The sequence below is a fragment of the Xanthomonas sp. XNM01 genome (assembly GCF_014851915.1).
Taxonomy (GTDB): domain Bacteria; phylum Pseudomonadota; class Gammaproteobacteria; order Xanthomonadales; family Xanthomonadaceae; genus Pseudoxanthomonas.
In genome coordinates this window covers 1043506-1056770 of the sequence record NZ_JACVAP010000001.1, presented here as the reverse complement: position 1 = coordinate 1056770, position 13265 = coordinate 1043506, and the positions used below count along the sequence as shown (strand labels likewise).

At 65.1% G+C, this 13265-nt stretch carries 14 protein-coding genes; 10 read left to right on the top strand and 4 right to left on the bottom strand.

Going from position 1 to position 13265, the window contains the following annotated elements; translation table 11 throughout:
- Positions 1-14: 14 nt before the first annotated feature.
- Positions 15-572, bottom strand: a complete 558-nt coding sequence (locus IB242_RS04765) for a flavodoxin family protein (protein ID WP_192276323.1) — start codon at positions 570-572, stop codon at positions 15-17.
- Between the two features lie 146 nt (positions 573-718).
- Here IB242_RS04765 and IB242_RS04760 point away from each other — a divergent pair, with 146 nt between their 5' ends.
- Positions 719-1675 (top strand): LysR family transcriptional regulator, encoded by a 957-nt coding sequence (locus IB242_RS04760; protein WP_192276321.1) that lies wholly within the window; start codon positions 719-721, stop codon positions 1673-1675.
- A 30-nt stretch (positions 1676-1705) separates the two neighbouring features.
- Here IB242_RS04760 and IB242_RS04755 read toward each other — a convergent pair whose 3' ends face one another.
- The 3 genes from IB242_RS04755 to IB242_RS04745 form a co-directional block, all read right to left on the bottom strand.
- On the bottom strand, positions 1706-2995 hold the full coding sequence (locus IB242_RS04755; RefSeq protein WP_197844124.1) for an arabinose transporter: 1290 nt from the start codon (positions 2993-2995) through the stop codon (positions 1706-1708).
- 45 nt (positions 2996-3040) lie between these two features.
- On the bottom strand, positions 3041-4102 hold the full coding sequence (locus tag IB242_RS04750; RefSeq protein ID WP_192276319.1) for an alkene reductase: 1062 nt from the start codon (positions 4100-4102) through the stop codon (positions 3041-3043).
- A gap of 108 nt (positions 4103-4210) precedes the next feature.
- The gene (locus IB242_RS04745; RefSeq protein ID WP_192276317.1) at positions 4211-5125 is read right to left on the bottom strand and encodes a LysR family transcriptional regulator; all 915 of its coding nucleotides are present in this window, start codon (positions 5123-5125) and stop codon (positions 4211-4213) included.
- A gap of 100 nt (positions 5126-5225) precedes the next feature.
- Here IB242_RS04745 and IB242_RS04740 point away from each other — a divergent pair, with 100 nt between their 5' ends.
- The 9 genes from IB242_RS04740 (at position 5226) to IB242_RS04700 (ending at position 13258) form a co-directional block, all read left to right on the top strand.
- Positions 5226-5741, top strand: a complete 516-nt coding sequence (locus tag IB242_RS04740; protein ID WP_225540029.1) for a cyclophilin-like fold protein — start codon at positions 5226-5228, stop codon at positions 5739-5741.
- A gap of 58 nt (positions 5742-5799) precedes the next feature.
- Positions 5800-6984, top strand: coding sequence for an aldo/keto reductase (locus IB242_RS04735; RefSeq protein ID WP_192276315.1), 1185 nt, complete (start codon positions 5800-5802; stop codon positions 6982-6984).
- 54 nt (positions 6985-7038) lie between these two features.
- The gene (locus IB242_RS04730) at positions 7039-7560 is read left to right on the top strand and encodes a cyclophilin-like fold protein (protein ID WP_332108485.1); all 522 of its coding nucleotides are present in this window, start codon (positions 7039-7041) and stop codon (positions 7558-7560) included.
- Between the two features lie 109 nt (positions 7561-7669).
- The gene (locus IB242_RS04725) at positions 7670-8866 is read left to right on the top strand and encodes an MFS transporter (RefSeq protein WP_192277732.1); all 1197 of its coding nucleotides are present in this window, start codon (positions 7670-7672) and stop codon (positions 8864-8866) included.
- 309 nt (positions 8867-9175) lie between these two features.
- On the top strand, positions 9176-10306 hold the full coding sequence (locus IB242_RS04720; RefSeq protein WP_192276313.1) for an alpha/beta hydrolase: 1131 nt from the start codon (positions 9176-9178) through the stop codon (positions 10304-10306).
- 20 nt (positions 10307-10326) lie between these two features.
- The gene (locus IB242_RS04715) at positions 10327-10863 is read left to right on the top strand and encodes a DUF6152 family protein (RefSeq protein WP_192276311.1); all 537 of its coding nucleotides are present in this window, start codon (positions 10327-10329) and stop codon (positions 10861-10863) included.
- 10 nt (positions 10864-10873) lie between these two features.
- Positions 10874-11365 (top strand): DUF6644 family protein, encoded by a 492-nt coding sequence (locus IB242_RS04710; RefSeq protein WP_192276309.1) that lies wholly within the window; start codon positions 10874-10876, stop codon positions 11363-11365.
- Positions 11366-11464: 99 nt separating this feature from the next.
- Positions 11465-12463, top strand: a complete 999-nt coding sequence (locus IB242_RS04705; RefSeq protein ID WP_343237103.1) for an NAD(P)-dependent alcohol dehydrogenase — start codon at positions 11465-11467, stop codon at positions 12461-12463.
- Positions 12464-12490: 27 nt separating this feature from the next.
- Positions 12491-13258, top strand: coding sequence for a glucose 1-dehydrogenase (locus tag IB242_RS04700; RefSeq protein WP_088512803.1), 768 nt, complete (start codon positions 12491-12493; stop codon positions 13256-13258).
- The last annotated feature ends 7 nt before the right edge of the window (positions 13259-13265 follow it).

Here is a 13265-nt window from a genome sequence, read left to right as displayed (position 1 = left end):
GGTCCTCTTAGGTATCAGCCGCGTCCGGCATTGAATTGCTGGGCCAGTTCGGCCACACGCTTGCCCAGGTGCTGGGCCGTGTCCAGGTCGCTCTTGATGGGGGACAGTTCGGGCGATTCGTCCTTGGAGAACGCCATCGCGCCCAGCCATCCGCCCACGCGGTTAAGTTCGTCGTTGCTCTTGCCCGGGAACAGGTCCAGGCCGACCCAGACCATGCCGTGCTGCGCCGCGAAGAGCGCGAGAGCGATCAGCGAATTGAGCTTGTCGCCGTGCATGGAACCGGAATTGGTGAAGCCGGCGGCAATCTTGTTGCGCCAGGTCTGCGGCACCCACGCAGTCCGGGTCGAGTCCTCCATGAACTTCTTGAACCGGGCGCTGATCGTGCCGTTGTAGGTGGGCGAGCCGAAGATGATGGCGTCGCTGGCCGCCAGCGCTTCCCAGTCGATCGGGCCGTCAGCCACGGCGATCAATTGGGCTTCAGCGCCGGGAACGCTGCGGACGCCTTCGGCGATGGCCTCGGCCTGTTTCTTGGTGTGGCCGGTGCCACTGTCGTAGATGATGCAAACAGACATCGGAATTCTCCTTTTGCAGATGTTGTGTGCATGGTGCCGGCCTTAACAATCAACCAGAAGTGGGGAGTTGGTTGTTTTACTATTAACCTTGGGTTGATAGTAGTGTGGCCGCGTCGGGTGGGGACGGCCTCAGCAAGGGAGATTTCATGGATTCGTCGCATCGGGTAAGGGCCATCCTTTCCTTCGTCCAGGCCGTGGACGCCGGCAGCTTTGCGGCCGCTGCGCGCGTGCTGGGCGTGTCGTCCGCCGCAGTCAGCAAGAACGTCGCCAGTCTGGAGGCCGCCCTGGGAGTGCGTCTGCTGAACCGCACGACGCGAACCCTCAGCCTCACGGATGAGGGCACCGTATTTCTTCGCCAGGCACGGGTCGCCCTGGAAGCCCTCGATGCCGCTGTCGATGCGGTGGCTGCGCAACGCGCCGAACCCAACGGGCGCGTGCGCATCTCCACCAGCGCCGCCTTCGGGCGGGAGCAGTTGATGCCCATCCTGCCCGGCCTGCTGGCGCGCTACCCGGGGTTGTCGATCGCGGTAGATTTCGACGACCGCGTGGTCGATCTCGTGCGGGATGGTTACGACCTGGGCCTGCGTGGTGGCCACATCCCGGACTCCGCACTGGTATCGCGTCCGGTCTGCCACCTCAACACGGTGCTGGTCGCCTCTGTCGGGTATCTCGCTCGCCAAGGGGTGCCGCGCGCCGTCGAGGACCTGCGGCACCACCGCCTGGTCGCACGGCGCTTCCTGAGCGGTACGGTGGACGCCTGGAGCTTCCGGGCCGCCGACGGCAGCATCACCACGCTTGATCCGACTGATTCAGCGGTCTTGACGCTCTCCGCACCGGAAACCCTGGTCGAAGCGGCATGCGACGGCATCGGCGTGGCCCAGGTCGCCGTTCACCTCGCCTGGGAGCACCTGGTGGCCGGCAGGTTGAAGGTCGTCCTGCACCGCGAACACCATCCGGGCAGCTATGAGATGGTGATCCAGTATCCGCACCGCGCATTGATCGCCCCGCGTGTCCGGGTGGTGGTGGACTACCTGCTCGAAGCGTTTGCCGCGAACGGCGCATTGCATGTTCCGCTGGACGCGCTCGCCGAACATGCCGGTTGATGCAAATTCCTCGCGCGCATGCGCACCAACTCATTCTTTGCTGGTCAGGCGGGCAGCAGCGCCCCTACGGGCCGGATGGGCACCCAGCCACGCAGCGATCGGCACGGCGCAAAGCGCGAGCAGCGCGGCGATGAGAAAAATCTGCGCCAGTCCGACCACATTGGCCAGAAGTCCCAGAAGAGGCGCGAACAAGCCAAGCGCCAAGTCGATGAAGGCCGTATAGACACCCATGGCGAGGCCTCGCGCCTCGGCTGGCGCACGGGAGACGGCCTCCATACCAAGGCCGGGATACACCAGCGCGTAACCGAAGCCCGCCATGGCGGACCCGGCAAAAGCAAGCCACGCATAGGGGGCAAGCCAGATAAGCGCCAACCCCGCGCTGTGGATCACGATGAAGATCATCGCGGTGCGCGCGCCGCCGAGGCGATCAGGCAATGGACCGAAGAAGACACGCGCCACCATCAGGGCGATGGCGAATGCGGTGAATGACAGCCAAGCCGGCTGCCAATCCTTCTGGACGAACAGCAGCACCGCGAATGCCGTCGTGATGCCGTAGCCCACACTGGAGAACGCCATTGCCAGGCCAGGTATCCAAACCGCCTTGATTACCTGCCTGGCAGCCCCGCGGCTTTGTGTGACAGGCCGGGTCGCCGGAACGAAGACGACCAGCAGCCAGGTCGTCACGGCACCAAGAAGTGTTGCCCAGCCGATAGAGGCAAAACCAAGCCTCGCATACAGAAAGCTCCCCAGTGGCGCCCCCAGGGCCAAAGCGACGAACATCGCTGTGCCGATCCACGCGATCATCTTGCCGACCTGACCCGGACCCGCGAGCGCGAGGCACCAGCTCTGCGCACCGATCATGATGAAGCTCTCGGCGCCCCCCAGGAGCACACGGCCCGCCAGCAGGATCGCGATCGACCACATGCGATCGCCAGTAGCCATCGTCGATGCGAGGTAGAGCAAGCCAGCGAGCGCCGCCATCACGGCCCCCGCCATCACGGCGAACTTGGACCCCTGCCGATCCGATACCGTCCCGGACCAGAGCCGGCAAAGCAGCGCCGCAGCGAACTGCGCGCCCGCGACAAGGCCGACAGCGAATGTGCTGAAGCCCAGGTCGCCATGGATGTGCAGCGGCAGCGCTGGCAGTGCCGCGCCCGTGACGAGAAACACGGCGAACACACAGCCCATCAAAGGCGGCAGCGTGCGATGGATCGGCGAATCCGGGGCCTGGTGCATGGTTTTCGGCATGGCGTTTCGATCAGGCGAATCCAGCCGCATCACGGGATGGCCTGGTGCGATCCGGCCGGGGCGTTCCCACATGCCGGGTCTGGATGCCTGCTCTGCGTTGCGCTGTCAGCAAAACGGCTATCGGCCCAAGACCGGATAGTCGGTGTAGAACCGTTCCGTCCCGCCGAAGAATCCCTCGCTGTTGGCTTCGTTCAGGGACGCATTGGCCTTGATGCGCTCCACGAAGTCTGGATTCGCCAGCACCATCTGCCCATAGGCTTCCAGATCGGCGAGACCCGAAGCCACGTCCTTGCCGATCTGGTCGCGTGGGCGGCCCGGCCGGTTCAAGATCAAGGGACCGCGCCAAAGCCTGCGCAGATCAGCCAACAGGTCTTCATTGCCCTGGTGCATCACGTGCAAATAGGCGAGGCCCAAGGCGTCGAGTTCGGCAACCAAGTGGCGGTACAGGTCGGGGCCTTCCGCGCCTTCGTCGATGCCCCACAGCGTCGAACCCGGCGAGAGGCGGATGCCCGTGCGATCCGCGCCGATCTCCTGGGCGACCTCCCTGGCGACCTCGACAGCGAAGCGAGCGCGGTTCGCAATGTTGCCTCCGTACTCGTCGCTGCGCGCGTTCGCGCTGGGCGCAAGGAACTGATGGATCAGGTAGGCGTTCGCACCGTGGATCTCGACACCATCTGCGCCGGCCTCGATGGCACACCGGGCCGCATGACGAAACTCCTGCACGGTCTGCGGCACCTCCTGCGTGGTCAAGGCCCGCGGCACCGGGATGTCTTGCATCCCGCCGGGCGTGAACATCTGCGCTCCCGGCGCGATGGCCGAAGGCGCCACACCTTGGCGATGGTGCGGCGTGTTGTCAGGGTGGGACATGCGCCCGGCGTGCATGAGCTGAATGAAGATGCGGGCGCCACCGTCATGTACCGCGTCCGTGACCCGCTTCCAACCCGCGACATGCGCATCGGTGTAGATGCCGGGCGTGGAGAGATACCCCTGGCCGTCGTCGGAGGGCTGCGTGCCCTCGGTCACGATCAGACCAACGCTGGATCGTTGCCCGTAGTAGGTGGCGGCCAGTTCGCCAGGGGTGCCGTCGTACTGCGCACGCGAGCGCGTCATCGGCGCCATGACGAATCGGTTGGACAAGGTATGTCGCCCAATCTTCACGGGGGTGAGTAGTTCGTACATCGGTTTCCTTCGATTTTTGGATTTGTCTCAGGCGCGGCGCCGCTCGGGGCGCCCCAAGCCCCATAGTCCTTGGGCCGGACAGCGCTACCTGTCTCGGACGGAATCGGGCTATCGCTTCTTCGTGCTTGACGGCGCGGTCCACCGCAGCGCGTCAAGAACCAGCGAGAACGCATGCGAGGGCTGCTTGCGACTCGGGTAGTACAGGTAGTACCCGGGGAACGGGGCACACCAGTCCTCCAGCACTCGGATCAGCCGACCTTCCTCAAGGTGCGGCGCAAACTCTTCTTCGGGCAAGAACGCGATGCCCAGGCCGGCGACTGCCGCGTCCACCATGCTGGGCGAGGTATTGAAGATGAGTTGCCCATCCACTCTCACATTCAACTTCTGGCTGCGGCGCTCGAAGTCCCAAACGTAGATACCTCCCGCCGTCTGCATGCGCATGTTGATGCAGTTGTGCTTCATCAGGTCGCGAGGGCTCTTGGGCTTGGGACACTTCGCGAAATACGCCGGCGACGCCGCGGCGGCCATGCGCAACTGCGGGCCGATCGGCACCGCGATCATGTCCTTGTCGATGGTGTCGCCCAGCCGCACGCCGGCATCGAAGCGATCCGCCACGATGTCCCTGAAGCCGTAGTTGATGTCGAACTCGACCTTGATCTCAGGGAACTCAAGCAGCAGAGGGTTCAGCTTGGGAAGCAGCGTGGTCCGAAGGACATGCTCTCCGCAGGTGATCCGAACCGTGCCGGCCGGCTTGTCCCGCATATCCGTCAGTTCGTCCAGTTCGGCGTCGATCTCATCGAATCGGTGACCGATGGCATTGAGCAATCGCTCGCCGGCGGCGGTGGGCGACACGCTGCGCGTGGTGCGCGTGAGCAGCCGGATATCCAGCCGCGTCTCCAGGCCGCTGATGGCCTGGCTGAGCGCCGACTGCGTGACGCCCAGCAGCGAGGCTGCGCGCGTGAAGCTGCCTTCGCGCGCCACCGTCACGAAGTACAGGAGATCGTTGAGGTTACGTCTGACCATGGCGGAAAGTCTCCCACGGATTACTAATTAGTGCATCTTATAGCCCTTTTAAGTATTCATTAGCTAGTCAATTTGACTTTGCTGCGCCAACATTCAGGGCATGAAAAAGTCAATACCGATTTGCACGCGATGGTTGCGGCGCCTGGCGCTGGCCGTGCTCGTCGGCTCCACCTTGGGGCTGGCGGCATGCGGTGGCGGCTCCTCCCACGCCAATGCGTCGGATGGCGACTCGTCGGTGCCCTCGCAGGAGTTCCCCATGAAGATTCGATTGGATGTCGATGGACAGATCGCGACTGCCACGCTCTACGACAACGCGCCCGCGCGGGATTTCGCGGCGCTGCTGCCGCTGACGTTGACGCTGACCGACTACGCACGCATCGAGCGCATCGCCGATCTTCCGCAGAGGCTGACCCTGGGGGCGGCCGAAAGCACGGTTCCGGTGAAGCAAGGCGATCTCGCCTACTACGCCCCCTGGGGCAACCTGGCGATCTTTGTCGAAGACGGTACTGGCAACTACACGGGTGACTTGATGCGCCTCGGTGCAGTGGAGACGGGACTGCCCGCCTTGCAGCGCTCCGGCCCGCTGCACGTCAGGATCGAACGCGCGCCTGACTGAACGCCTGCACGGCGGCAAGCCACTTCCCGCATCCACTTCAACTTGAAAGGTATCCACCATGAGCACGCAGAACACCAACGATCGTGAAGCCACACAAGAGTCCGGCGTAGCTGCCGATCGCCGCGGCTTCCTCAAGGCGGCGGGCATCGCGGCGGCCGGCGCGGCGCTGCCGATCGGCGCTGCATCGCTGGCGACTCCCGCCATGGCCCAAACCGCGCAACGCAGCGGCAACAGCGGCCAGACGTACACCATCGGCAGGCGCAAGCTGGGCAACCTGGACGTCTCGGAGCTGGGCTTCGGCTGCATGAGCAACAGCCCCGGCCACTACGGCCCCGGCGTGGACCGCGCGACCAGCATCCGCGTGATCCGCGACGCCTACGAGCGCGGCATCACCTTCTTCGACACCGCCGAGGTCTATGGCCCCTATGTGAACGAGGAACTCGTCGCCGAAGCCTTGGGCCCGGTGCGCAACCACATCGCCATCGCCACCAAGTTCGGCTTCAAGATCGACGGCACGAACGGCCTGGACAGTCGCCCCGAACGCATCCGCCGCGTGGTCGAAGAATCGCTCAAGCGCCTGAAGACCGATCGCATCGACCTGTACTACCAGCACCGCGTCGATCTGACCGTGCCGATCGAGGACGTGGCCGGCACCATCAAGGACCTGATCCAGCAGGGCAAGGTGCTGCACTTCGGCCTGTCCGAGCCCAGCGCACGCACCATCCGCCGCGCCCATGCCGTGCAGCCGGTGACCGCCATCCAGACCGAGTACTCGATCATGGAGCGCAGCGTGGAGCGCAACGGCGTGCTGCAGGCCTGCGAGGAACTGGGCATCGGCTTCGTGCCGTGGGGGCCGCTGGGTCAGGGCTTCCTTGCCGGCAAGCTGCCGCTGGACGCGCAGGCCAAGTTCGACGCGAAGACCGACCTGCGCAAGACCTTCCCCCGATTCAGCACCGAGGTCATGAAGGCGAACCAGCCGATCCTCGACTTCCTGAAGGCCTTCGGCGAGAAGAAGGGTGCCACGCGCGCGCAGATCGCCCTGGCCTGGCTGGCGGCGCAAAAGCCCTGGATCGTCTCCATCCCGGGTACGACCAACCTGGACCACTCGCGCGAGAACCTCAGCTCGATCAACGTCAACCTCACGCCGGAAGACCTGCGCGAGATCGAAGCGGGCATGGCCAAGATCACCGTCCACGGCGGCCGCATGGACGCCAAGCAGATGGACCAGATCGGCAAGGACTGAACATCCGCCCGCGCGGGAAATCGCCATGACCTTCCAGACACAGGAGCTTCCATCGTGAACACGAAGATTTGTCGATCTGCCGCGCTGGCGGTCGTACTGGCTGCCGCGCTCCCTCTCATGAGCCAGAGCGTGGCAGCCCAGGAGCGTCAACCCAACGGCACCGCCGCCCAGGCGACGCCAGATCAAGGGAGAACAGCCATGTCGAGCAGATCAACCGAAGTCACCCGGATCAGGCTGAGCTTCGATGGCGGCGAAGCGGTCGTGGAACTCAACGACAACCCCGCCAGCCGCGATCTGGTCTCCATGCTGCCGCTGACGCTGAAGTTCAGCGACTACAACAACGTGGAGAAAGTCGCCTATCCACCGCGCAAGCTCTCGACGGCGAACGCGCCCTTCGGCTTGACGCCCTCGGTAGGCGACTTCGCCTTGTACGCGCCGTGGGGAAACCTGGTGGCCTATTACCGCGGCTATCGGCACTCGAACGATCTGGTTCATCTCGGCCGCTTCACCTCGGGCATTGAGCAGTTGTCCAAAGTGGATGGCGAATTCAGCGTCCGCATCGAAGCGGTGAAGTAGTGGCAACCCAGCTTTTCCGCGCCATGCCCGTCGCACACCAGGCCCGGCATTTACCCAAGCATTCAGGAATAAGAAGAAGTTCATGACAGACCAGATCGGCACGGCCGCCATGGAGGCCGTTCCTTCCCAGCAAGAGACCAGCGCGCAACCCGCCTATTGGGGCGGAGTGTTTGCCATGTCGCTGTGCGTGTTCGCGCTGATCGCCTCCGAATTCATGCCCGTGAGCCTGCTGACGCCGATCGCGGCGGATCTGCATGTCACCGAGGGCATGGCCGGACAAGGCATCGCCATCTCGGGCGCATTCGCCGTACTGACCAGCCTGTCGATTTCATGGCTGGCCGGCGGCATGAACCGCAAGACGCTGCTGCTGGCGCTGACGGCACTGATGGCGGTCTCCGGCGCCGTGGTCGCGCTGGCATCCAATTACCTGACCTACATGGTCGGCCGCGCCCTCATCGGCGTGGTGATCGGCGGTTTCTGGTCCATGTCGGCGGCCACCGCCATGCGGCTTGTGCCATCCAGCCAGGTGCCGCGCGCACTGGCGATCTTCAACGGCGGCAACGCGCTGGCGACCGTGATCGCCGCGCCATTGGGCAGCTACCTCGGTTCGGTCATGGGCTGGCGCGGCGCGTTCTTCTGCCTGGTCCCGGTGGCGGCCATTGCGCTGGCCTGGCAGTGGATCAGCCTGCCTTCCATGAAGAACCAGGGCGGTTCGCAGGGTTCGGGCAATGTCTTCACGGTGCTGCGCAGCCGCCCGGTCGCCTTCGGCATGGCCGCCTGCGGCGCCTTCTTCATGGGGCAGTTCGCGCTGTTCACCTATGTCCGCCCCTTCCTGGAGACGGTGACGCACGTCGGGGTGTCCACGCTGTCGCTGATCCTGCTGGTGATCGGCGTGGCCGGCTTCATCGGTACGGCGCTGATCGGCTCCGTGCTCAAGCGCAGCCTGTATGGGACGCTGATCGTCATCCCCGTCCTGATGGCGGTGATCGCCTTGGCGTTGATTCCCTTCGGCGCCTGGGTTGCCGCGGTGTTCGTGCTGCTGGGCCTGTGGGGCCTGATGGCGACGTCGGCCCCGGTGGGCTGGTGGAGCTGGATCGCCGAGGCCATGCCGCACAACGCCGAGGCGGGCGGCGGCCTCATGGTGGCCGTGATCCAGTTGTCCATCGCCCTGGGCTCCACCGTGGGCGGCCTGCTGTTCGACGCCACCGGCTATCGCAGCACCTTCGTGGCGAGTGCGGCCGTGCTGCTGCTCGCGGCCTTCCTGGCATTCACGACCTCGCGCGCGCAAACCCGGCAAGCGGCCTGAATTACCGCGTCCAACCAGGAGACCACATGACCATGAACCTCGAAGTCCCCTGCAGAGTCCGCAACCGGACGGCCAACGGCCGCCGGCCTGGGCGTGGCATGCAGGCCATGCGCACCCTGGGGCTTCTGTGCGGCCTGTTCGTGCTGGCCGGATGCGACGCCGCCCAGCCCGGGGCATCGGGCACGCCCACTGCCGCTGCCGCGGCCACTGCCCTACCGGGGGAATCTCGCATGTGAATGACCGCCCGATGCGACAGCGAACAGGACTGACCTGCCAGCCTATTTTCACCATCCACATAGAGAGAAAGCCATGAGCAAAGCTCCCCTGAGCATAACGAACATCAAACGGCGGACGGCCCTCAAGGGCTTCGTCCAAGGCTCGATCATTGCTGGCGTGGCCATGGCCCTCGGCGGGCACACGGTGCTGGCACAAACGGCCTCGCCCACGATCGTATCGGGCGGCCTGCGGCTGACGCAGGCGTGGGACAAGGTGTTTCCCAAGAGCGATAAGGTCGATCACCAGAAGGTCACCTTCAAGAACCGCTACGGCATCACCCTCGCGGCCGACCTGTACCTGCCCAAGAACCGGGCGAACCAGCGGCTGGCGGCGATCGTCATCGGCGGTCCGTTCGGCGCGGTCAAGGAACAGTCCTCGGGCCTGTATGCGCAGATCATGGCCGAGCGCGGCTTCGTGACGCTGGCCTTCGACGGCTCCTTCACCGGGGAGAGCGGCGGCGAGCCGCGCAACGTCGCCTCGCCGGACGTCAACACCGAGGATTTCATGGCGGCGGTCGATTTCATCGGCCTGCAGCCCTACGTCGATCGCGAGCGCATCGGCGTCATCGGCGTCTGCGGCTGGGGCGGCTTCGCATTGAACGCGGTGGCCGCCGACAAGCGCGTCAAGGCGGTTGTCGCCAGCACCATGTACGACATGACCCGCGTCATGTCCAAGGGCTACAACGACGTCGTGACCCCGGAGCAGCGCACGCAGACGCTGGAGCAACTGAGCCGGCAGCGCTGGGAGGACGCCGCGAATGGCAAGCCCGCCTACCAGCCGCCTTACAACAAGGACGTGAAGGCCGGCGACGCGCAGTTCATGGTCGATTACCACGAGTACTACATGACGCCGCGCGGCTACCACCCGCGCGCGGTCAACTCCGGCAATGCCTGGACCATCACCACGCCGCTGTCGTTCATGAACATGCCTATCCTGACCTACATCAAGGAGATTTCGCCGCGTCCGATCCTGTTCGTGCATGGCGAGAAGGCCCATTCGCTGTACTTCGCCCAGACCGCCTATGCGGCCGCTGCCGAGCCCAAGGAACTGGTGATCGTCCCGGGAGCGAGCCACATCGATCTGTACGACCGCGTGGACAAGATTCCCTTCGACAAGATGACGGCCTTCTTCGGCGAACACCTGAAGCAGGTCGCAGCCAAGTGAACGCCAGGAGTGCAGAGACCATGAACACTCACCGCCTACCCAGCCTCGCCAGGCTTGCGATGATCGCGTCGTTCTTCCTGGCCTTGCTGCCGACAACGCCGGCGTTCGCGCACCATGGTTGGGCCGCCTTCGACACCGATCGGCTCGTCTATATTTCCGGGACGGTCTCATCGAAAGGGGTCTGGGGCAACCCGCACTCCCTTTTCGATGTGACCCTGGATCGCGACCTGCCTGCCCAGACGCCCAAGCTGGCGATTCCCGAGCAGTTGCAGGACCCCGAGGACAGCGTGCGGGTCAACGCCGCGCCCTCCTACAAGGGCAACCGCCAGAAGCTGGAGGTCATCATTGCGCCGCCGGCCTGGTCGGGCAGATGGGGCTTGGGGCGTGCGCTGAACGTCGGGGAGCGGTTCCAGGCGGTCGGCTACATCAATCGGACGGATGCGGGCATGTTTCGCCCGGTCGTGTTCTGGTACGGGGATGACGCCGTGCCGGTGAACCAGGTGCTCGGCAACACGCTCCCGGTGCGCGCACCGCTGCCGAACGCTGGTCGGAACTGAGCGACTGCGTATGCCTGAATTTCTCAGCGCGTGGCTGATGGTGCTGCAGGACTCTGCACTCGGCGAGACGGTACGCAATGCCCAGTACCTCTATCCCGTGCTGGAGTCCGTTCACATCCTCGGGATCGCGCTCCTTGTCGGCCCAGCTTTCACTTTCGACCTTCGACTGTTGGGAACCGGGCACCGCATCGTGCCCGTGACCACGGCCGCGCGCTGTCTGCTGCCCGTCTCCCACATCGGTCTGGCCATCGTCGCGATCACGGGCGTCGCACTGCTCAGTGCGCAGGCGACCGTCGTGGCCGCTGCCGGGGCTGCGCCGTGGAAATTCGGACTCATCGCTGTCGCAGGCATCAATGTGCTGGTGTTCCACAAGGGCATCTACCGGACGGTGGCCGATTGGGATGTGCATGCCCTTCCTCCGCTGTCGGCGAAGGTCTCCGCATTGGTGTCGGCTTTTGTATGGACGGGGGTCATCGTCGCGGGCCGCTTTCTGGCGTACTGATTCTGGCCAGCACTGCGAGGCCAGCCCACTCAATCCAAGGAATCACACATGACAGTCAAAGCCTACGGCGCCCACGCCGGCGACCAGCCACTCGAATCGATGGACATCACCCGTCGCGCGCCGGGTGCGCACGACGTACAGATCGACATCGCCTACTGCGGCGTGTGCCACTCCGACATCCACCAGGTACGTGCCGAGTGGGCGGGGACGCTCTATCCCTGCGTGCCGGGTCACGAGATCGTCGGCCGCGTTGCGGCGGTGGGCGCACACGTGTCGGGCTTCAAGCCCGGCGATCTGGTGGGCGTCGGCTGCATCGTCGATAGCTGCAAGCACTGCGCCGACTGCGATGAAGGCCTGGAGAACTACTGCGACCACATGGTCGGCACGTACAACGGCCCCACGTCCGACGCGCCGGGCCACACGCTGGGCGGTTACTCGCAGCAGGTCGTGGTGCATGAGCGCTATGTGCTGCGCATCCGCCACCCCGAAGCCCAGCTCGCCGCCGTGGCGCCGCTGCTGTGCGCAGGCATCACCACGTACTCGCCGCTGCGCCACTGGAAGGTGGGACCGGGCCACAAGGTGGGCGTGGTCGGCATCGGCGGCCTGGGCCACATGGGCATCAAGCTAGCGCATGCCATGGGCGCGCACGTGGTGGCGTTCACCACCTCGGAATCCAAGCGCGAGGCGGCCAAGGCGCTGGGCGCCGACGAGGTGGTGGTTTCGCGCAACCCCGCAGAGATGGCGGCGCACGCCAACAGCTTCGACTTCATCCTCAACACCGTGGCCGTCCCTCATGACCTCGATGCGTTCTTCGTGCTGCTCAAGCGCGACGGCACGATGACGCTGGTCGGCGCGCCGGCTTCGCCGCACCCGTCGCCCGAGGTGTTCAACCTGATCCTGAAGCGCCGCAGCCTGGCTGGCTCGGCGATCGGCGGGATTCCCGAGACGCAGGAAATGCTGGACTTCTGCGCCGAGCACGGGATCGTCGCGGACATCGAAATGATCCGCGCCGACCAGATCAACGACGCCTATGAACGCATGCTCAAGGGCGACGTGAAGTACCGCTTCGTGATCGACAACGCATCGCTGGCGGCATGATTTTTTTGACCTGACAAGGAGATTTCCATGAGCGTCACTTACGACTTCACCGGGCAGGTCGCCCTGGTTACCGGCGCTGGCTCTGGCATGGGGCTGGATACGGCGCGCGCGTTCGCAAAGGCGGGCGCCGCTGTCACCCTGGCGGGCCGCGAGGAGGCCCCGCTGCTGAAGGCTGTGGAAGAGATCACCGCCGCTGGCGGCAAGGCCATCGCCGTGGTCTGCGACGTCGCCGATGAAGACCAGGTGGCGGCGATGGTCGAGCGTACCGTCGCCACCTTCGGCCGCCTGGATGCCGCCTACAACAACGCAGGCATCCAGGTGCCTGCTTCGGAAATCGCCGACCAGTCGGCGCAGGACTACGACCTCATCAGCGCCATCAATCAGCGCGGCGTGTGGGCCTGCATGAAGCACGAACTCAAGCAGATGCGCAAGCAAGGCAGCGGCGCGATCGTCAACTGCTCGTCCATCGGCGGCATCACGGGCCGGGCCATGATGGCCGCCTACCACGGCACCAAGCACGGGGTGATCGGACTGACCAAGAGCGCGGCCCTCGAATACGCCACCCGCGGCGTGCGCGTCAATGCCGTGTGCCCCGGCACGATCAGCACACCGATGGTCACCAAGATGCTCGACAGCGGAATGCTGGCGATGGACGACCTGCTGCGCGACCTGCCGATGAAGCGGCTGGGCACGGGCGACGAGATCGCCGGCGCGGTGCTTTGGCTGTGCAGTTCCGGTTCGAGCTTCGTGACCGGCCAGGCCCTCGTCGTGGATGGTGGCTTCACTGTGTACTGAGGCGAAA